We start from the raw sequence: 19454 nt of genomic DNA on the forward strand, positions 1-19454 counted from the left end.
CCGCCCTCCTCTTCAGCCGCTCGCCGCGCGGTCTAACTCCGCCGCAATAACATTGGCCGCGGCCATCCTTCTATATGCCGCGCTTGCATAATCATCGGCCACGGACGGAATCCCCTTCCGGACCGCAGCATACACACTGGCACCGGATGCACCGCTCTCGGCAGCCGTCTCTGCTTCATACAACCGGACCGGAGCCATTCCCGCTCCGCCTACGGCAATCCGGACATCCAAGAGCCTGCCGGCAGTTGAGTCCGCCCGGTAAGCACAAGCGATCGTAATAACCGATGGCGTGAACGTCTCTCTCCGGCCGATTTTGCGGAACCAACAGCTGCCGCCCACCTGTTTCAATTCGAATCCAACGGTAAGCTTATCGCAATCGCCGCCGTCTCCCGCCAACCATTCCGCTAGCGGCTGACGCTCATATTGCCCTTGGCTATACGAGACGATAACGGCATCCAATGCGAGCAATGCCGGAATAAGATCGCCGCTGCGGGACATGACGTTGCCGCCGATCGTCGCTTGCCTTCGCACCGACGGCGCCGCAACCGCACTTACAGCCTTTCCGAGCAGCGGCACCGCCCCCCCGGCTAGCGGATGGCTTTCGATTGCGGCCAGCGTAACCGCGGCGCCAATCCGCAGTTCGACTGCTTCCTGCTCTGACTCTAACTGCTGGATCGCTTGAAGCGGCGCAATTTTATCCAAGCTGATCAGATAGGGCGGGAGGACGGAACTGCCCGACTCCCACCTTGTACGAAGCCAAGTGCCGCCTGCAACATAGCTTGCGAACGTTCCGTATTGCCGCTTCAGCCGCCACGCTTCCTCCGTCGTATCCGGTCTCCACACTTGTGTCATGCCGACCGCAGCCGTAAGATGCTCGGAATGTCCGGTCCACTCCATCCCGCTCCCCCCTTATTCCCTGTCCTAGCGTTACTACAGGCCGGAAGCCGCCGAAGCTGCCTTATTCGCCCGGCTTATGTCTTCAAGCAGCTCCGCCGCAATGCTGATTGCCGTTCGCTCAGCGCCATCCGTGCCAGGGACGATGCCGACAGGAGACCGAAGCCTGCTGTCGCCAGGCCGGAACAGCCCTTCTACTAGAGCGGCTGTCCTTTTGGCGGAACCGAGCAGCCCGATGTATCGAAGCGGAGAATGGACCAAATGCTCCAGTATCGACCGGTCCTGCGACATTTGATGCGTCATGAGGATAGCCCGGTCGTCCCGCCGGACGCTTATGGCCTCCAGCATTTCGCCTACTCCGCCTGTCACTCTTGCCGCCGCTTCCGGAAACCGCGCTGCCGTGCACAGCGACTCTCTCCGGTCGGCAACAAGAACCGAGAATCCAGCCCGCGAAGCCAGTTCGGCAACCGGTAACGCATCGTCTCCCGCTCCGAACAGCAATACCCTTGGATTAGGCGTGTAGGATAAACTGATGGTCGATGTCTGGTTGCTCCGCATCTGCGGATAACGGACGAATCGTTCATGCCATCCGTCACCGCAGCGAACGCGATATTCAGCAACGGAGTCAACGCTCGGCATCATGCGCACCAGCTTCGCTTGCATGCCTTCATTCAAAGCCCGGTACACGGCGCCAAGCGCCTGCTCAAGCGGCGAGTCGACCGGCTCCAGCAGTATCCGGAGCAAACCGCCGCATCCTACCGCCTCTCCGAACGACAGATCATCCGGCTCGCGCGCGTCATAAGTGACAATGCCCGAACAACCGGATGCTGCAACCCGCTTTGCCTGCTCGATAAGATCAGTCTCTATGCAGCCGGGGCTCAAATGGCCGGCAGCCTCCCCATCCTGCCCGATCAGCATTGCAGCGCCGGGCTTGCGGTAAGCATGGCCCTCTGTTGCGATTAACGTTGCAAGCACCCATTGCTTTCTTACCGAGAATGAGAATTTCCGTCTTAACAACGAATGAAAGCTGTCCATCGGAATCCCTCCCGTGTTCCGTGTTGTTCAGCGTACTATCCGTCTCTCACGTCCAAAAGCTTACACTCAATATATGAGAACGTCATATTCAGGTCAACTAATCTAACACAGAATTGGGCCTTTATCCAAAACAAAAAGCGACGATTGTGCAGAATGCACTTGATCGTCGCTTTTAAGTAATTTTAATTGACATATACATTAAAATCCACTATCTAGTCCAGCCCGCATTCGCTCAGCCCGCAGCCAATCGTCCGGCGTATCGATATCCATGAAGCAGCCCGGCTCCGCCTGAACGAGCACGCCGCGGGAAAAAGGATCCTTCAGCAGCTTTCTGGCACCTTCATCCCCGCTTAACTGTTGAACACGCGGAAACAGGCTGCTGGACAAGACGACGGGAGGCTTCGCTCCGTCTGTATCAGAAGCAGCCGCCCAATCGGCCCCGCCGGAAGCTTGAAAAGCGTGCACAAGCTTATGCATCAACCGACAGCCTGCAAAGGGCTGATCGGCAAGTGCAATTAACGCCCCATCCGCCCCCAGTCTAGACGCTGCCAAGACCCCCGCGCGCAATGAAGCAGCCATCCCTTCCGTCTCGGCCTCGGCGCACCGAACGATCATGCAGCTGTCGGTACCGCCCGGTTGCGCACGCATTCTGACCAATTCGTCATGCAGCCAACCGAGCGAATCGTCCGTCCGGACGACGACGATCGTCTTCTGCAGCGTCATCCTCAGTTGACGGAACGATACCGATCCAACCGACCGGCCATCCGGCCAGCGGAGCGCCAGCTTCGGCTTCCCCATCCGCCTACTTGAACCAGCCGCGAGCAATACGCCGGCCACACGCGGAAGCCGCTCTGAAGCGTAATCGGCGTTCGGATGCCGGAATAACCAGCCCATCATGCCATCCTCCCGAGCAGCCGCCCGATTGCGGAATCCGATTCCCGCAGAACAGCTGCTTCATCGATCGTTCTCACGATCCGGCTGCGCATCACAATGCGCCCGTCGATCAGGACCGTATCCACGTCGCCGCGCCCTGCCGCATAGACGACACGGGAATAGATATCGGCGTCATAGGAAGGGTAGGCGTGGAATTTATGAAGATCGAGCATAATGAGATCCGCTTTTTTGCCGACTTCGACCGACCCGATCTGTCTCTCCATCCCGAGCACCTCGGCGCCGCCCATCGTGGCCATCCGCAGCACCGTTCTCGCGTCCATCGCAGTCGGGCCATGCTGCACTTTATGAATCATGGCCGTCAGCCGCATTTCCTGAAACATGTCGAGATTATTGTTGCACGGCGCGCCGTCCGCTCCTAATCCGACCGGCACTCCGCTTGCCAGCAGCCCCGGCACGCCAGCGATTCCAGATGCAAGCTTCAGGTTGGAGCCCGGACAATGCGTCACTTTAACGCCTTTGCGTCTAATGATGTCCCGTTCCTCATCGTCGAGCCAGATGGAATGCGCAAGCACTAGACGGGGAGATGCAAGGCCGATATGGTCCAAATAGACGACATTCCGCTTGCCGGTCTCCCGTTCGACCAGCTCGATTTCGCCGCGGTTCTCCGAGGCATGGGTATGAACGAGCACTTGATGCCGGTCTGCAAGGTCTCGAACGGCAATGAGCAGATCTTCCGTGCACGACACGACGAACCGGGGGCAGAACGCATATTGCAGCCTTCCGCCGTCATAACCATGCCATCGTTCCAACAGCGCGACGCTGTCCTCGATCGACTTCGCCGTCCGCTCCTGCAGCGCGGGCGGAATATCGTCCCCGCTCCGGTCCATCATCACCTTGCCGGATATCGCGCGAATGCCGCTCTCGGCCATAGCCCGAAAAGCCGCATCCGTATGATGCACCGTCTCCATATCCAGCAGCGTCGTCGTGCCGCTCTGAATGAGCTCGCCAATGCCGAGCAGCGCCGATATGTACACCGATTGCTCGTCATGCGCTGCCTCCAGCGGCCAAATCCGGGTACGAAGCCAATCCATCAGCTCCATATCATCGGCCCGCCCTCTGAACAACGTCTGGCACAAATGGATATGCGTCTGAACGAAGCCCGGCAGCACAATGCTGCCTTTCGCTTCAATAATTTCATCCGGCACAAATCCGTCCTCGCCGTCCGGGCTGCCTAATCCGACAATCCGGTCATCCGTAATTCGAACATCGCCCCGTATAACGTCCCATTGATCGTTCATTGTTACAATGATTGCATCGCGAATGAGCGTGTTCCCCATTGCCGCACCTCCTGTTGTTACTTGCCGCAGCTCTAATCAACCGGCTGCTCCTCCATCAATATATGCCGGAACAGAAAGGCTAATTTCATCCGGAGCAGATCCGACGTTTTTTTGAAATCGACCTCCAGCATCTCGCCGATCTTCTCCAGCCGGTATGCCGCCGTATTCCGGTGAATGTACAGCTGCTTCGCAGCTTCCCCAACTTGTGCGTCGTGCCGCAAAAACATATCGAGCGTGCGCATCAGCTCCCGCTCGTTTTCATTCTCTTCATCGGACAGCTTCCTAAGCACCGCACGGCAGAACCGGTCCATCCGCTCTCGCGGCACTCCCTCGAACAAAAACGCAAGCTCTTTGTCCGAGAATGGAACGACTTCCTCCTCGTCTGCCGCGCTGTCTGACAGCCTTATCGCATCCAAGCATTCCGCATATGCCTCCCGGAGCTGATTCGGCACCGTCTTCTTATAGCTGATGGATATTCGGCGCAGCGATTTGCCGCCCTTGCGCCGGATGGCATCCATACACTCCCGCAGCACAGCGGCGAGCTTATCGACGCCCTGGAACGTCTCGGCCGGAATGACGAATACACTGTCCTCGCCAACCGAGAAATGAACGATCTGCAGTCCCGTCAGCCGCGGATGCGACATCATCTCTTGACTTAGGCTGCGGTCAATGCCATGCTGCACCGGTGCAGCTGTCATTAGTCGCCCTGGAATTCGCTCTTCCTGCACGCCGAGCACACAGTAATATTCCCCGTTGCACAGCATTACACCGATTTTGCGGGCGCGCTCCATAAGCAGCCGCGACGGAAGCCCGCCCTGCAAGTAGCGGACGAACAGCGTCCCCAGATCATCAGGCGCCAGCAGCGCCGCGCTGTCCGGTTGGAGCGAAGACACATGATGCGCGATCAGCTCCGCTGCTTGGTGCAGCATATTTTCTTCCGGCTTCGTCGTCTGTCCGATGGATTGGAACAATACACAGCCTATCGTTTCTTCCCCGTTCGTTAATGCGATCCTCAGCGCCCGAATGCCTTCGAAGCCTGCCCAGCGGCCGATCGGCAGCCGCTCCCAGTGGCGCATCAGCGCCGCCTCCGTACTCGACATTGAATTGAATAAGATCCGGCCGTTCTGCAGCAAGACTGCTGCCGGAAATCCGACGATATCGGCAATGTCCGCAATGCGGCCGTCACCGCCTTTATCCCTTCGCAGCGCAAGCCGCATCAGTTTCTTCTGCTTCTCAATGACATCTTGCACCGTAATAAGCTGCCGCCCGAGCTCCGCCCGGAGCAGTCCGTCCACATCGGCAACGCAATTGAATGCATCAGGGAGCGCGATGACCGGCAATTGCAGCCGCTCAGCCTCTTCCACCAAGGCGTTGGCTTGATGGTTAAGACTGCCGGCTCCGCCAGTCACACCGGTTACACCGATACCTGCCGTGCCAAGCCCATGGAGCGTTCGTACGAGGCGCACCGCTTCATCCGGACTGCCCGGCAGCGAGGCAGCCGGCGCGAGCAGCATGTCGCCAGAGCGCACATGGCCTGCAAACTCTGGCGTTCGAATGACATTCACCGCACGAATCATACGTTGGAGCCCCATTTTACCCGCAATAAGCTTTCCTTCAGACAACGGATACACCGACAGCGCTTGCTCAACCGTCATACGCATGCGGACCCCTCCCGAACAGCTCGTATGTCACTATATCTAACATTTTAGTTCGTTCGGGCAAAGTGATCAATGGTTGTGTTAGGTTTTATTACACGAATAAATGGCGGCAGACGGGTTGGATGGGTGACTTCGGGCTAGCGCATCGCTTCAGGTGTCACTTCTGGGGCGGGTTGGTTCATTCGGATTGGTGTCAATTCATAAGTGTCGTTCCGTTTATGAAACCGGTACCAATACTTGAGACGAGTACGCCTCCAACGAAGTTTCGGACTTGTCGGAGGCATACGGTTATTTTACCGGTAAGCTAATATTCTACGATACATCGTCAAGTCCTTCAGTTTGCGGAAAGGAGTAATTTGCGGCGTCGTATTCACCTCAAGCAGCCAGGCGCGACGTTTGTTGTCGACCGCTATATCAAGCCCGAGCTCAATGCAGCGCGGATATGCGACAGCGTATCGGCGAGCGATTCGCAGACCAAGTATGGCCACTTTCCGCTCTAACGAAATAGCACCCGAGTTGGACAGTTTCGACTTGAACACTTGCCGCGTCGTATGAATCGTCGCCCCTTTGCTGCCGTTCGTGACAACCTTCCCTTTCGCCGCTACCCGGGCAAGCATACCGGTTATGACAAAGCTGCCGTGCGGATGAACCCGCTGCGTCATGACGCGAAGATCGAAGCTCCTTCCGTTGTATTTCATCATGTGGATGCCCCGCTGCACAATATAGCTGCCGCCCAGCTTATGTTGGCGAATCAACCGGTAAAGCTGCGCAACGGTCGATACTTTTCTCTTCATGAGCTTATAACGCCACTCATACCCGCCGCTCTTCAGTTTGCGAGTACGCATAACGCCGTTGCCAAGCGCTCCGACGTTCGGCTTCACATAAACCATCCCATACGCTCTAAGCATGTTGCGAAGATTGTTCGTGGTCAGCATGACCGTTTTCGGAATAGCGGCACGGACTCTGCTGTCTCCGAGAAGTATACGCGTCTTTCTCATTTTGTTACGGTCATACTTCACGCCTTTGATCGTTATCTTCATAAGTTCCCTCCGCCAATGGTTTGGTTTCTTCAGCATATGTACGCTAGCAGGTCCAATCTTGGATTCTCACCCATTCCGGGCGGCCTGATTGAACATACGATAGTAATCGGGGGAGGTATTCGATTGAAAATAAGCCAAATGAACCGGCTGGCCGCGTATTACGCGCGCCAATTTCCTTGGTATGCCGAGCTGCTGCAATCCCAACCCGACTTAGACGGCAAGCCGCCCATTATGACAGCCAACGTGCTGGAGCGTCATTATTACAGCGCCCCTGCACCCGAGAACTCGTACGTCTACCGGACATCCGGCACGAGCGGCGGCTCCCGCAAAGCGATCGTCTATTCGCATGCGGACGAGCGCCGTTACTTGCAGGTGAAAGCGAAGCTGTTCGCCCGGATAACAAGCGGCAGGCCTATTCGCCGCGCCCTTGCCGACATGGGCACCGGACATGCAGCGGCAACGGCGCTGGACGTGTTCCGGACGCTCGGATGGGAAGCGGATGCTATCGCATACGACGCCCCTCTTGCCGAACATGTCGAGCGGCTAACGAGCTTTCGCCCCGACTTGTTCTACACGATGCCTTCGCTGCTCGACCGCGTCGCATGCGCATTTGACGACCCGGCATCGCTCGGCATCCGATGCATTGTGACCGTTGGCGAACCGGCATCTCCGGAATGGCGAAGCGCCATGGCGGCTAGCTTTGGTTTGCAGGAGAAGGATGTTATCGATACGTACGGCTCAATCGAGATCGGAACGATCGCTTGGCATGATCATGAAGCTGGCGTATACCGGCTGGCGGACGGCATTAGCGCAGAAGTCGTACAGCCATCGGAACTTGGACTGACCGATTTGCTCGGGCAGGACGAAGCAGCGCTGCTGCTGACTTCAACGCAGCGTGCAGCTTTTCCGGCGCTTCGGTTCGCGACTGGCGATGTTGTGCGCGGCTTCACAAGCGGAAGCAATGGACAAGGAACGGAATCGACGTTCGAAGCGATCGTAAGACGAATCGGCCCCGAGCTTAAGCATGGCGAGAAAATTAGCATCCACGATATTGAAGCGGCTGTATTCGCCCATGTAAACCGTGTCCAAGTGAGAGCCGCCTCGGACGGCAACCGGCTCGTCGTCTACTTGTACGGCCCCGATGCAACGCCGGCTGCCGCCGCTCGGATCGAAGCGGAGATCGGGCGCAAGGTGCCCGAGATCGGCGCAATGATCAGCGCAGGCATGCTGCCCCGTATCGAAATCGTGCTGGCGGCCAGCGAAAGCGAACTGCCGCAAGGGAGTGTGAAACAAAAGAAATGGCATCGTCCAACCGATTCCAATTAGAAACAGAAACAGGCGTACTCCGTCTTATCGGCGGAACGCCGCTTGTGCCTCTGCGCCGTCTGTATCCGGATGCGCGCGTCAATATTTATGCGAAACTTGAGATGTATAACCCCGGAGGAAGCGCCAAAGACCGGCCTGCGCTAAGGATGATGAAAGAAGCGATTGCAACCGGCCAAGTAGGCCCTAACACGACAATCGTCGAATCCAGCTCAGGCAATATGGCGATCAGCCTTTCGATGATATGCGGCGTTCTCGGCCTGCGGTTCATCTGCGTCGTCGATCCGCGAACGGCCGAAACGAATCTGCGCATCATACGTTCGTATGGCGCGCAGATCGACTTCGTCAGCGAGCCTGACCCCGCGACAGGCGAGTTTTTGCCTGCCCGAATTGCCCGAGTCAATCAGCTAGTAAATCAAATCGGCGACGCGTATTGGCCGAATCAATATGGGAATGAATTTAACGCCGCAGCACACCGCGATACAACGATGCCGGAAATTGCAGAGGCAATCGGCGAGATCGACATGCTCCTTGTCGGCGTCAGCAGCTGCGGCAGTATTCGCGGCTGCGCGGATTATGTGCACGGACAAGGCTGGCGCACATCCGTCATCGGCGTCGATGCTGCGGGCAGCGTCATATTTGGCGGACCGGGCAGCAGACGGCTTCCTGGGCTTGGCGCAGGCATCGTCCCGCCGCTGTTCAAGACGGGACTCGCTGACAGCCACGAGACGGTCAGCGACCTCGATTGCGCCATCGGCTGCAGACGGCTTCTGCGGCGGGAGTCGATTATGGTCGGCGGCTCGGCAGGAGGGGTCATTATGGCGCTGGAACGCAGACTGGACCAGCTGCCTGACGGCGCCAACGTCGTCGTGATCCTTGCCGACCGCGGCGACCGCTACTTGGATACCGTATACAGCGATGACTGGGTGAGAAACTGCTTCGGCGAAGAAGCGGCAGTCCGATTGGCAGCTGAACTGTAACATGCTCTATTTGAACGAAACCGACTTACTGGAGGTTGGCGCAGATTGGGCCAACCTGACCGATACAATTGTGAACGCGCTTGAATGCATGCGGGGCGGCAGCTATGTCCAACCGATAAAGCCTTATCTTCGCTTTCATAACCCTGCTAATCGAATCATCGCTATGCCGGCTTATATCGGAGGGCCATTCGATACGGCAGGCATAAAGTGGATTGCAAGCTTTCCGGACAATCCGGCCAGCGGCCTGCCGAGAGCGCACAGCGTCGTCATTCTGAACGATGCGGCAACCGGTAAACCCTATGCGCTGATCAATAGCCCGCTGCTTAGCATTCTTCGAACCGCTTCCGTCAGCTCCGTTATGCTCCGGCGCTGGCTTGCTCTGCCGAATCAACAGCATGATCGTCCGCTGAACGTATGTTTAATCGGATGCGGTCCGATCGGCCAGTGGCATGTGCGGATGCTCCAGAGCGTGCTTGGACCACGTCTCGGACGTCTGACCGCCTATGACTTATCGGAAGCCCGCGCGCAAGAGGCGGCAAGCCTCGCCGGACCTTCGGGCATCGCCGCCTCGGATTGGCGCGATGCTTATGCGGAAGCAGATATCGTGCTTACCTGCACGGTGTCTGGCAGCAGGTACATCGATATTCCGCCGCCAGCGGGCAGCTTGCTGCTGCACGTATCGCTCCGCGACTACATGCCGTCCGCCTTAGCCGATATCGAGACGGTCGTCGTCGACGACTGGGATGAAATCTGCCGTGAAAATACGGATATCGAGCATATGTATCAAACGGCAGGGTTGCGCAGGGAGGATTCGGTACCGCTGGCAGATGCGGTTATTGACGGTGGTCTGGAGGTTCCAGATGGCGGCCGGCTGCTGTTCTCCCCGATGGGAATGGCCATATTCGATCTGGCCGTCGCCACCTATTACGTTGATCTTGCGAAGGAAAGAGGGCTCGGTTTAGAGCTCAAAGAGTAGCGTATAGCTGCAAAAGGCATGCGGGCGGCACAGCCGATCCGCATGCCTTCTGTAATTATTTCCGTCTGCGATATTTCAGCATTCTCCGGTACATCGATTTATCCTTTAAATAACGAAACGGTACGAGACCCGGCTTCGTGTTCAACTCCAGCATCCACACCCGGCGCTTGCGGTCGACTGCGATATCGACGCCAAACACCACGGACCGGGAACGCTTCTTCGCATACCGCCTCGCGATGCGAAGCGATAGCCTTTCGATTCGGCCCGTCATCGACCGAGCGCGTTTCCGTGACATATTCGCTCGCAGCACTGTCCATACTGGCAGAACGTCACCGCCTTGGGAAGTGTTCGTTACGATCAATCCACTTGCCGCTACGCGCGCGCACATGCCTGTCATGACCCAACTGCTCTTCGTGCTCTTACGCTGAGTCATGACGCGTATATCAAAGCTTCGGCCCCTATATTTCATCATGCGGATGCCTTGCTGAATAATGTAAGCGCCGCTCTTCTTATGCCGTCGAATCAGCCTATGCAGCGCCGCGACGGAGTAAGCTTTTCTCGTTTTTCGATTAAATCGCAATTCGTATCTTCTTAGGCCTTGCAGCTTGCGGGCGCGCATCACTCCCTTGCCCTTCTCGCCGCCTTTCGGTTTTACATAGACCATTCGGTAAGCCCGGAGCATGCTGCCGAGGCTTCGGCGCGTCAGCCAGACCGTTCGCGGAATCGCGTAGCGAGTGCCCTTACTGCCGCGCATCCATCGGTTTACATTTAGTTTGTTAACATAACTTATAGAAGCTTTAGCTTTGGAAGCTTTCATCACTACCTCCATGCTTGATGTGATGTCTTCAGCATATGTCCGGCAGCAGGTCCCGTCTTGGATTCATACCTATTCCGAGCGGCATAAGACTTCGATATCGCCGCCGCTCCTACTGTGCCGGGCATTCGCGCCAGCATCTCATGAGTTGGAAGTGCCTCTTATTTCGCTCTCCGGTATTCCAATATTTTACGATACATCGATTTATCCTTTAAATAGAGGAACGGATAAATGCCCGGCTTCGTGTTTAGTTCAAGCATCCATATCTGCTGTTCGCGGTCAATAGCGATGTCCACGCCAAGCTCGATACACTGGGGAATAAGTTTGGCATAACGGCGCGCAATCCGAAGCACTTGCTCCTCGACTTGCTGCGCCATCGAACGGGCATCCTTCTTCGAAAAGTTCGCACGAAGCACAGACGGAACAGTATGAACGGCAGCGCCTTGAGCAACATTGGTCACGATTTTCCCTTTCGCCGCTACTCTTGCAAACTTGCCTGTAATGACCCAGCTTTTTTTGGTTCCCTTACGCTGCACCAGCATACGCAGATCGAAGCTGCTGCCTTTATATTTCATCATCCGAATGCCCTGTTGAACCATATACCGGCCGCCGACTTTATACTTTTGAATCAACCCATGTAGTTCGTCAACGGTCGCCGTTTTCTTGTTAATCCGCTTATAACGAAATTCGTATTCGTCGCCTGCCTTCCGGACGCGCATGACTCCTTGGCCCTTCTGCCCGGATGACGGCTTCACGTAAACCATCCGGTATTGATTAAGCATATTGTCCAGCGATTGCTTCGTCAGCCTGCCGGCTTCCGGTATAGCGGACCGGGTGCTCTTGCCCCCGCGCATCCACTTCGTTACTTTTATTTTATTCACAAAAGGAATGCTTCTGCTGACCCAAGCCTTCATGATTCCCCTCCGCTAATGTTCGGTTTCTTCAACATATGTACAGAGGAAGCTGTAATCTTGGATACTTGCCTAATGGAGCACTAGTGCCGCGCCCGCAATAAAAAAGCCTTCGAATCCGGCGCAACAGCCGGGCTCGAAGGCTTCTTGATCGTGTATGTTAACGAATCCGGCTGTCATGAAGAAATTGTTTCGTCTCCTCCGTACCCAGATCGTACAGCATGCCATAGATCTGGTTAATGATCGTGTCCGTTCCGGCCGTAATCGCCCGGTCATCACTCGTTTCGTACGGGTGTCTTAGAAAATGAAACGCCTCAGCCTCGTCCATGCTCGAATATTCGCCGAACAGCTCCTTCAGCTTGTTCACCTCATCGTCATTCGCCTCGATAACGAGCTCGTAAGCGGCCGCTTCGGGATCCTCCAGCACTTGACCGGACGCAGCCGATACGTAGTACCTCCTCCGTTCGCCCGCATCCGCGTTCGCATGCGCCTCATCGTGTCTCATCGTGATCGCCCCCTTCCTTGTCCGGTTATTGGACATCCTTCCATAGGTTCCCCCCATGGACAGACATTTTATCCTATAATTCCGCATATAACTGGTATTATCTCGACAAATAGACGTCTGCCCTCACCTGAGCGCAACTGCCGGGCGGGCCGCAGACGGTGGAACGAGCGAGCTTGCCGATAACATCCTGAAGAGAGGGATGAGTTTGTATGTGTGGAATTACCGGTTGGATCGATTGGAGCCGTGATCTGACGCAGGATAGCGAACAACTCGAACGGATGACAGAAACGATGGCCCCTCGCGGCCCTGACGCGGCCGGTACGTGGATATCCGCCCATTGCGGTCTAGGGCACCGGAGGCTGTCGGTTATCGATCCCGAGAACGGAGCCCAGCCGATGATCCGGCGCGACGGCGACCGTACCTGCGTCGTCGTGTATAACGGCGAGTTGTACAATGCGCCTGAACTGCGGGCCGAATTGGAGAGCCGAGGACGCTCGTTCACGACAAACTGCGATACGGAAGTGCTGTTGATCTCCTATATGGAGTGGGGAAAATCTTGTCTGGAGCGGTTCAATGGCATATTCGCATTCGCCGTATGGGATTCCGCCGAGCAGCATCTGTTTCTAGCCCGCGACCGGCTTGGCGTCAAACCGCTGTTCTTCCGGGAAGGCAACGGCACGTTCATGTTCGGATCGGAGCCGAAAGCGATCTTAGCTCATGCTGATGTTCCGGCCAGGATCGGCGCAGAAGGATTAGCAGAAATTTTTATTGTCGGACCTGCGCGAACGCCAGGCCAAGGGGTATACCAAGGGCTGCGGGAGCTTCGGCCCGGTCAATGCTTGACCGTAACGCGGGAAGGCAATCGGTTGGTTACGTATTGGAAACTGGAAAGCCGGATGCATACGGATGACGTCAACGCAACGGCTGCACGTGTAAGAGAGCTGCTGCAGGATACGGTCGAGCGGCAGCTTGTTTCCGACGTTCCCGTGTGCACACTGCTGTCCGGCGGCTTGGATTCGAGCGCTCTTACTTCCCTTGCGGTGGAATATTACCAAGGAACCGGCCAAGGCAACATTCATACGTATTCCGTCGATTACGTCGACAACGACAAACATTTCAAGGCGCATGCGTTCCAGCCGAACGCAGACGCCCCTTGGATAACCCGAATGAGCGAGCATCTTGGTACGATCCATCATAACGTTCATTTTGATACGCCGGAGCTCGTGGATGCCCTGAGGGCAGCAACGCTAGCCCGCGATTTGCCGGGAATGGCGGATGTCGATGCATCGCTGCTGCTCTTCTGCCGGGAGATCAAGAAAGGTGCGACCGTCGCCCTGTCCGGCGAAGCCGCTGACGAAATATTCGGCGGATATCCGTGGTTCCACCGTGAAGAAGCATTGAACGCCAATACATTCCCTTGGTCCCTTGCGGCCGGAATGCGTACCGATCTGCTTCATCCTGACATTGCGGACTGGATCAAGCCGCAGCAATATTTGGCTGACCGGTATGCCGAAGCACTCGACGAGGTGCCGCATCTCGCTGGCGAGGACGCGGCCACGCAGCGTATGCGGATTATGTCCTATTTGAACATTACACGCTTTATGCCGACGCTGCTTGACCGGAAAGACCGGATGAGCATGGCGGTCGGTCTCGAAGTGAGGGTACCTTACTGCGATCATCGACTGGTCGATTACGTGTTCAATATTCCCTGGGAAATAAAAACGGCGGGCAGCCGGGAAAAAGGCATTTTGCGTCAATCGCTTGTAGGCGTACTGCCGGACGATGTGCTGTGGCGCAAAAAAAGCCCCTATCCAAAAACCCATAATCCGAACTACTTGGACGCAGTTCGCGGCAAGCTGCTCGACGTGCTGAACGATCCTAGCTCTCCTCTGCTGCCGCTCATCAACGTCCAGAAGGTACGCGAAATCGCCGCTTCGACCGATGCAAGCTCCAACATCCCTTGGTTCGGCCAGCTGATGAGCGGACCGCAATTGTTCGCCTACTTGTGGCAAACGGATCTATGGCTGCGAGAATATAACGTGTCGATCGGCTGATTGCCATCCCCCGCTTCAAACGCCCATAGGCGGCGCAAGGATAATCCCTTGCGCCGCCTTTTCATGTGCCGCCAGCCGCTGCGCTCCTCGTCTAGTCCTTTTTACTCAACTTTAGGAATCACTCTTATGAATTCGATTTCATAAACCGACACTACTACTTAAGACGTATAGGAAAAATAAGCGTGCTTCACCTATTACTTCGTTTCGAGGAGGTTATTGCGATGCAGGAAGAAGGGAATTTCATACAAGGCGCGTCCAACGGATTAAAAATTTCCGCTCTGGTCTGGTCGGTCATTATAATCTGCTGGATATGGTTAGGATAACCTGTACTGTACGGTTAAGCACAAAATATAAAAGGTCGAATAGGACAGCAGGCGCTGCCTCTAATCGACCTTTTTGCATTTGCGGCATTATCCGCAAGTACGCCTATCAGCTAAGCTTTCTGCCGAAGCGCAGCTAGCAACTCGCGCAGTGCAGCGCCGCGATGGCTGATCGCTTGCTTCTCTTCCGTCGTCAGCTCGGCCATCGCACGTCCTAGCTCCGGCAGCCAGAACAACGGATCGTAGCCGAAGCCTCCCTCTCCGCGCGGCGAGGACAGAACACGGCCTTCGACTGCGCCTTCCGCATCGATGAACGTGCCGCTCTCCGGATCGTACAGCGCCAATGCACATTTAAATCTCGCGCCGCCGAACAATACGACGCCATGCGCTTCGGAAGCCGGTATGTCGCCGGCAGCGCCAGCAAGCTTCTTCAGCTCGCGCAGCAGCTTCGCGTTATTGTCCGCATCTGTCGCATCTTCCCCTGCATAGCGGGCCGAGTAGACACCAGGAGCACCGCCAAGCGCATCGACGCACAAGCCCGAATCGTCAGCCAGCACAGGCAAGCCAAGAGCGTCGCCGATAATCTTCGCTTTCTTCCGTGCATTCGCTTGAAAAGTATCGCCGTCTTCGACGATCTCAGGAAGACCTTCATAATCGCGCAAGCTGCGTACTTCCATGCCCAGCTCAGCGAAAGCATGCGCAAACTCTTTCACTTTCCCTGCATTGCCGGTCGCCACGACGACGACTTGTCCGCTTTGTAGCAACATCGTTCTCTAGCCCCCGATCCGGGCGCCGGCGCTGCCGAGCGCCTCGCGCTGCTTCTCAACCAATTCATGAATGCCGGACTCCGCCAAGCCAAGCAGCGAGTGAAGCTCGTCCCGCGTGAACGGCGACTCTTCGCCCGTACCTTGCACTTCGACGAATTGGCCCGCTCCTGTCATCACAACGTTCATGTCTACCTTCGCCTTCGAATCTTCTTCGTAGTTCAGATCGAGCAGCGGTTTGCCATTAATAACGCCGACGCTTACCGAAGCCAAGAAATCCGTAATCGGATACTTATTAAAATTATGCTTCTCCGACAATTTATGTATAGCGATCGCCATTGCAATGAATGCGCCAGTAATCGACGTCGTACGCGTGCCGCCGTCCGCTTGGATGACATCGCAATCAAGCGTAATCGTCCGCTCGCCCAGAGCGGGCAGATCGACAACCGAGCGAAGCGCACGTCCGATCAGACGTTGAATTTCCATCGTGCGGCCTCCGAGCTTGCCCTTGGCCGCTTCGCGCTGATTGCGGGTTTGCGTTGCGCGGGGCAGCATCGAGTACTCCGCCGTTACCCAGCCTTTGCCTTGCCCCTTCATGAATGGCGGAACCCGTTCTTCGACCGATGCCGTGCACAGCACCTTCGTGTCGCCGAATTCGATCATGACGGAACCTTCCGCATACTTGTTCACATTCGTCTGTATTGTAACGGGCCGAAGTTGGCCTTCCTGACGTCCATCTGTTCTCATGCTGGTCCTCCTAGTGTTCATCTTCTGTATGATAACCTTCCCCATTTTACCAGACGCGCAAGACAAAATCGACTTTCTCTGTTTCGAAACGAAAACAGCCCCTCGCTCATAGCCGCTTAACGGCCATTTCACGAGGGGCAGTTGAAAAGAGTTTATTCTGCGCCGGCTTCGTCAACAACTACGATTTCAATGCATTAATAACCGTTGGGCGTCCGACAGGCTCGCTGTACGATACGTTGTTCTCGTCGAGGATGTTCGTCTTGCCGTTCAATTTAATTTGCACCTTGGCTGCGCCCGTATTTTCCGTAATGGACCATACGATAGCTTGCAGCATATCGGCTGGCTCCGGTTGGCCTTCCGTGAAATCTTCATCCGTCAGATCGACCGTAACCGTATCGTCCTTCGGCGTGACGCTCTTCACTTGGACATCCGGCGTCATCACGCCGATCAGGCTGCTCTGATCCAGAGGTCCGAGTACGAGCTGATCGACTGCTGCCTTGGCAATATCGTCAGTCCGGTTAATAAGTCTCGTAACGGGAACATAGTACGTTTCACCGTCTGGCGTTTCCGACGAGAAGTAGAGCGTAACCGGAACCGATTGTCCGTAATCGACGCCGTCTGCGGCTTCGAGGTTAATGCCGACCGAACGGGTAAGCGGGCGATCGAGCGGATACGCCTGCTCCGGCATTTCATCCAGCTTGGCCCCTTCGAGACGAAGCTCTACTCCTTGCACGTTCGGTATGCCGGTAAGCGTCCAGGCGATCGCTTCGACGATTTTGCGCTCATCGTTCGCGTTATAGCTCGCGAACGACTGGGAAAAGTCGACGGTCGCCAGCTTTTTCTCAGCCGACTCATCATAACCGATTACTTCCGTGCCTTTCGGCAGTACGCCTCGGAACCCTGCAGGCAGCTGGTCGGCATACGCTCCGCCGTCGACCATCATCTCGAGCGCTTTCTTACCAAGCTTCGTATCGCCTAACGTAGTCCGGAGCGTAACAGGTGCAAGATAGTTGTTCTCATCCAGCAAGTACACCGTCATTTGCGTTTCACCTGTCTTCAGGTCGACGGAAGCATTCGATTCCGCTCCTGTCGCATCTTGCGGCGCTAACGTAGGGCTTGCGTTGTTTTGCGTTTCGACCGGTGGCGGGTCGATCTCTTTCGTCGTATTCTGTGAGAACACCCCACAGCCCGCCGTCAATAACGGTACTACGACTACCCCTGTCCATGCTGCGCGGCGAATCCAACGATAATGCTTCATCTCCGTTTCTTCCTCCCATCATCTTCGCGCCGTGCCCGGCGAAATGGTTTCATTGACCCTAACCTTCATTGGTTCGGTTGGTAGTACTATGTATACGAGCCTATGCTTGTTTTAGACCAGTTTTGTCCTAGTATTTCGTACGAGCTAAATCGAGGTACCGACCGCAGGTGCGCCACTCCGCAAGCGAATGTTCGAGTGTAGTGAGATTACTGCACAATGTGCAGGCACTTCACATAGTGGAGCAACAACACAAACAAAGCCTGCACATTGTGCAGGCTTTGGGCCTAGTTAGTTGTCGAGGACACGATTCATCGCCGAATGAATGTACGTTGTGCAGGAATACCGCTGAACTTTCGAAGTTAGCGCCAAATGGATGCACATCGTACAGTAATTTTACTTTGACCGGACGCGGTACTACGTCGGATATTCAACGTTTACCTGACTAACTCATCCACAGCCGCTCAACGCTCCGCCGCTTCCCGGTCCGCATATGCCCGGATCGCGTCCGGGATTGCTTCCAGGGACTTCAACGTGAGGTACGCGCCTCGCGGCTTCACGTCGATCTCGATGTTGTTATATTCCCACTCGTCTTCGGTCGGAATATGAATAACGTTCAAGCCGACGGATAGTCCCGGCATGACGTCGGTCCGAAGCGAGTTGCCGATCATCCAAGCATCGGCCAGGTTCAGCCTCATCTGATCGACGATCCGCTGGAGAGCTGCCGTATCCTTATGCTTCGAAATATAAATCCGCGTGTCAAAATAGGCAGACAGCTCGAGCTGCGTTATTTTACGATACTGATTCGACTCTTCCCCGCCCGTGTGAAGCACCAGACGATAGCCTTCATCGCGCAGCCGCTCAAGCGTCTCCACCATTTGCGGCAGCGGCTCAACCGGAATGGAGAATACACTAAGTCCCAAATTGTACAGCTCATCCGCCGTTCGGTTGTCGGCCGCAGCCCCCTGTTCCCCGCAGAACGCCTTATAGGTCGCGACGAACGACTCCGGCAAATGCTCCATTGTCAGCCCGTTCGCTGCCACAGATGCAAGATCGATCTCCATCAGCCTGCTGCGAATAACCGCCCGCTCGGTTCGCGGAAACAAGGTCATCATTCGGTCTAGAAACTGATCAATCACGATTCCGAAATATTTATTGCAATGAACGAGCGTATCGTCGAGATCGAAAATAATCGTTTGTTTGTTCATATCCCCACTCCAATTATATAGATGAATGACAACCCATTACAGGATAGCGGCAGCTCTTACTTCAAGAAGTAGTCGCGCACCTCTTGCCAGTTGTTCACTCGAATATATCCTGTCTCATATATATTGTGGGGGGCCGAGAATAATATGCCTTGTCCTTGAAATCGTTCAAAATGCCGAGGAGTATCATCGATCAAATAGTCCGCTTGGATAATGCTTTTGTCACCGCAGAACACGTAATTCATCGGCGATATCCAAGGAAAATGCTCTCTCAGCCATTCGTACTTGCACGTGAAAGACGAAGGATGCTCCATCGCGGCCGTCGTAAAAAAGATTTCGTACCGCTCGCTAAGCTCGCGAATAACCTGTTGGCTTCCCTCGATAACGGCTAGATCGCGGAAAAACTTCGGCTCGTTCAAAAACTGGATTATCCGTTCCGCCCGCTCCGGGTAAAGCTTCCACAACCTCGATCCATTCGTATCCTGGGCCGTTAACGCTTCATTGAAGTGTTCGTTAAAGACCGCCAACTGCTTGGCCGTCGTATCCGCCACAACTTCATCCATATCGATTGCAATTCGTTTCATGGAAACCACCTCCGTCGTTCAACTATTCGTGAAAGAGATGAAATATCCTTTTCATGCGCGCTTGCCGCGTCTGAATAGTACCCGGAAAGGAGTTAATTTTACGATAAAATCACAAGATACTCGATCCATTTGTTCCCCCAGCATCAGCAATGGGTGAA

At 55.5% G+C, this 19454-nt stretch carries 18 protein-coding genes; 4 read left to right on the plus strand and 14 right to left on the minus strand.

Annotated features, from left to right (window positions below):
- Window positions 1–12 precede the first annotated feature (12 nt).
- The 6 genes from PKO01S_RS02720 to PKO01S_RS02745 all read right to left on the minus strand — a co-directional run bounded on the left by PKO01S_RS02720 (window position 13) and on the right by PKO01S_RS02745 (window position 6858).
- Complete coding sequence (locus PKO01S_RS02720) at window positions 13–897, minus strand: FAD binding domain-containing protein (protein WP_127529753.1); 885 nt, start codon at window positions 895–897, stop codon at window positions 13–15.
- A 33-nt stretch (window positions 898–930) separates the two neighbouring features.
- Window positions 931–1929 carry an XdhC family protein gene (locus tag PKO01S_RS02725; RefSeq protein ID WP_127529754.1) on the minus strand — a complete coding sequence of 333 codons (999 nt, stop codon included), beginning with the start codon at window positions 1927–1929 and terminating at the stop codon, window positions 931–933.
- A 198-nt stretch (window positions 1930–2127) separates the two neighbouring features.
- A complete protein-coding gene (locus tag PKO01S_RS02730) occupies window positions 2128–2826 on the minus strand; it encodes a nucleotidyltransferase family protein (protein WP_127529755.1) in 699 nt (232 codons plus the stop codon).
- Window positions 2823–4160 (minus strand): 5'-deoxyadenosine deaminase, encoded by a 1338-nt coding sequence (locus PKO01S_RS02735; RefSeq protein ID WP_127529756.1) that lies wholly within the window; start codon window positions 4158–4160, stop codon window positions 2823–2825. The genes PKO01S_RS02730 and PKO01S_RS02735 overlap by 4 nt, the downstream gene beginning before the upstream one ends.
- A gap of 32 nt (window positions 4161–4192) precedes the next feature.
- Entirely contained in the window at window positions 4193–5821 is a 1629-nt protein-coding gene (locus tag PKO01S_RS02740) for a helix-turn-helix domain-containing protein (RefSeq protein ID WP_127529757.1), read from the minus strand.
- Between the two features lie 290 nt (window positions 5822–6111).
- Complete coding sequence (locus tag PKO01S_RS02745; protein WP_164779449.1) at window positions 6112–6858, minus strand: YheC/YheD family protein; 747 nt, start codon at window positions 6856–6858, stop codon at window positions 6112–6114.
- Between the two features lie 123 nt (window positions 6859–6981).
- Between PKO01S_RS02745 and PKO01S_RS02750 the strand changes: the two genes are divergently transcribed.
- Genes PKO01S_RS02750 through PKO01S_RS02760 form a run of 3 tightly spaced genes read left to right on the plus strand, consistent with a single transcriptional unit; the run spans window position 6982 to window position 10137 of the window.
- A complete protein-coding gene (locus PKO01S_RS02750; protein WP_164779450.1) occupies window positions 6982–8184 on the plus strand; it encodes an AMP-binding protein in 1203 nt (400 codons plus the stop codon).
- On the plus strand, window positions 8157–9161 hold the full coding sequence (gene sbnA, locus PKO01S_RS02755) for a 2,3-diaminopropionate biosynthesis protein SbnA (RefSeq protein WP_127529760.1): 1005 nt from the start codon (window positions 8157–8159) through the stop codon (window positions 9159–9161). Before PKO01S_RS02750 ends, sbnA begins: the two co-directional genes overlap by 28 nt.
- A gap of 1 nt (window position 9162) precedes the next feature.
- A complete protein-coding gene (locus PKO01S_RS02760) occupies window positions 9163–10137 on the plus strand; it encodes a 2,3-diaminopropionate biosynthesis protein SbnB (protein WP_127529761.1) in 975 nt (324 codons plus the stop codon).
- 55 nt (window positions 10138–10192) lie between these two features.
- Here PKO01S_RS02760 and PKO01S_RS02765 read toward each other — a convergent pair whose 3' ends face one another.
- The 3 genes from PKO01S_RS02765 to PKO01S_RS02775 form a co-directional block, all read right to left on the minus strand.
- The gene (locus tag PKO01S_RS02765) at window positions 10193–10954 is read right to left on the minus strand and encodes a YheC/YheD family protein (protein WP_164779451.1); all 762 of its coding nucleotides are present in this window, start codon (window positions 10952–10954) and stop codon (window positions 10193–10195) included.
- A 158-nt stretch (window positions 10955–11112) separates the two neighbouring features.
- Window positions 11113–11865, minus strand: a complete 753-nt coding sequence (locus tag PKO01S_RS02770; protein ID WP_127529763.1) for a YheC/YheD family protein — start codon at window positions 11863–11865, stop codon at window positions 11113–11115.
- Window positions 11866–12022: 157 nt separating this feature from the next.
- On the minus strand, window positions 12023–12367 hold the full coding sequence (locus PKO01S_RS02775) for a hypothetical protein (RefSeq protein ID WP_127529764.1): 345 nt from the start codon (window positions 12365–12367) through the stop codon (window positions 12023–12025).
- A gap of 209 nt (window positions 12368–12576) precedes the next feature.
- On the opposite strand from PKO01S_RS02775, the gene asnB reads away from it, so the two are divergent.
- On the plus strand, window positions 12577–14421 hold the full coding sequence (gene asnB / locus PKO01S_RS02780) for an asparagine synthase (glutamine-hydrolyzing) (RefSeq protein WP_127529765.1): 1845 nt from the start codon (window positions 12577–12579) through the stop codon (window positions 14419–14421).
- A gap of 433 nt (window positions 14422–14854) precedes the next feature.
- Here the strand turns inward: asnB and PKO01S_RS02785 are convergent, their stop codons facing one another.
- The 5 genes from PKO01S_RS02785 to PKO01S_RS02805 form a co-directional block, all read right to left on the minus strand.
- Window positions 14855–15508, minus strand: coding sequence for an XTP/dITP diphosphatase (locus PKO01S_RS02785; RefSeq protein WP_127529766.1), 654 nt, complete (start codon window positions 15506–15508; stop codon window positions 14855–14857).
- Between the two features lie 6 nt (window positions 15509–15514).
- Window positions 15515–16252, minus strand: coding sequence for a ribonuclease PH (gene rph, locus PKO01S_RS02790; protein WP_127529767.1), 738 nt, complete (start codon window positions 16250–16252; stop codon window positions 15515–15517).
- A 178-nt stretch (window positions 16253–16430) separates the two neighbouring features.
- Window positions 16431–17510 (minus strand): GerMN domain-containing protein, encoded by a 1080-nt coding sequence (locus tag PKO01S_RS02795; RefSeq protein WP_127529768.1) that lies wholly within the window; start codon window positions 17508–17510, stop codon window positions 16431–16433.
- 461 nt (window positions 17511–17971) lie between these two features.
- The gene (locus tag PKO01S_RS02800; RefSeq protein WP_127529769.1) at window positions 17972–18715 is read right to left on the minus strand and encodes an HAD family hydrolase; all 744 of its coding nucleotides are present in this window, start codon (window positions 18713–18715) and stop codon (window positions 17972–17974) included.
- A gap of 56 nt (window positions 18716–18771) precedes the next feature.
- Window positions 18772–19296 (minus strand): 5' nucleotidase, NT5C type, encoded by a 525-nt coding sequence (locus tag PKO01S_RS02805; RefSeq protein ID WP_127529770.1) that lies wholly within the window; start codon window positions 19294–19296, stop codon window positions 18772–18774.
- Window positions 19297–19454: the final 158 nt, after the last annotated feature.

Source organism: Paenibacillus kobensis NBRC 15729, from assembly GCF_004000825.1.
GTDB classification, from domain to species: domain Bacteria; phylum Bacillota; class Bacilli; order Paenibacillales; family Paenibacillaceae; genus Paenibacillus_T; species Paenibacillus_T kobensis.

Excerpts from the sequence above, each read along its gene's own strand:
- PKO01S_RS02730 (WP_127529755.1), bottom strand. The coding sequence starts at position 2,826 with ATGATGGGCTGGTTATTCCGGCATCCGAACGCCGATTACGCTTCAGAG.
- PKO01S_RS02720 (WP_127529753.1), bottom strand. The coding sequence starts at position 897 with ATGGAGTGGACCGGACATTCCGAGCATCTTACGGCTGCGGTCGGCATG.
- PKO01S_RS02760 (WP_127529761.1), top strand. The coding sequence starts at position 9,163 with ATGCTCTATTTGAACGAAACCGACTTACTGGAGGTTGGCGCAGATTGG.
- sbnA (WP_127529760.1), top strand. The coding sequence starts at position 8,157 with ATGGCATCGTCCAACCGATTCCAATTAGAAACAGAAACAGGCGTACTC.
- PKO01S_RS02800 (WP_127529769.1), bottom strand. The coding sequence starts at position 18,715 with ATGAACAAACAAACGATTATTTTCGATCTCGACGATACGCTCGTTCAT.
- PKO01S_RS02795 (WP_127529768.1), bottom strand. The coding sequence starts at position 17,510 with ATGAAGCATTATCGTTGGATTCGCCGCGCAGCATGGACAGGGGTAGTC.
- PKO01S_RS02735 (WP_127529756.1), bottom strand. The coding sequence starts at position 4,160 with ATGGGGAACACGCTCATTCGCGATGCAATCATTGTAACAATGAACGAT.
- asnB (WP_127529765.1), top strand. The coding sequence starts at position 12,577 with ATGTGTGGAATTACCGGTTGGATCGATTGGAGCCGTGATCTGACGCAG.
- PKO01S_RS02805 (WP_127529770.1), bottom strand. The coding sequence starts at position 19,296 with ATGAAACGAATTGCAATCGATATGGATGAAGTTGTGGCGGATACGACG.
- rph (WP_127529767.1), bottom strand. The coding sequence starts at position 16,252 with ATGAGAACAGATGGACGTCAGGAAGGCCAACTTCGGCCCGTTACAATA.
- PKO01S_RS02765 (WP_164779451.1), bottom strand. The coding sequence starts at position 10,954 with ATGAAAGCTTCCAAAGCTAAAGCTTCTATAAGTTATGTTAACAAACTA.
- PKO01S_RS02740 (WP_127529757.1), bottom strand. The coding sequence starts at position 5,821 with ATGCGTATGACGGTTGAGCAAGCGCTGTCGGTGTATCCGTTGTCTGAA.
- PKO01S_RS02725 (WP_127529754.1), bottom strand. The coding sequence starts at position 1,929 with ATGGACAGCTTTCATTCGTTGTTAAGACGGAAATTCTCATTCTCGGTA.
- PKO01S_RS02775 (WP_127529764.1), bottom strand. The coding sequence starts at position 12,367 with ATGAGACACGATGAGGCGCATGCGAACGCGGATGCGGGCGAACGGAGG.
- PKO01S_RS02785 (WP_127529766.1), bottom strand. The coding sequence starts at position 15,508 with ATGTTGCTACAAAGCGGACAAGTCGTCGTCGTGGCGACCGGCAATGCA.
- PKO01S_RS02745 (WP_164779449.1), bottom strand. The coding sequence starts at position 6,858 with ATGAAGATAACGATCAAAGGCGTGAAGTATGACCGTAACAAAATGAGA.
- PKO01S_RS02770 (WP_127529763.1), bottom strand. The coding sequence starts at position 11,865 with ATGAAGGCTTGGGTCAGCAGAAGCATTCCTTTTGTGAATAAAATAAAA.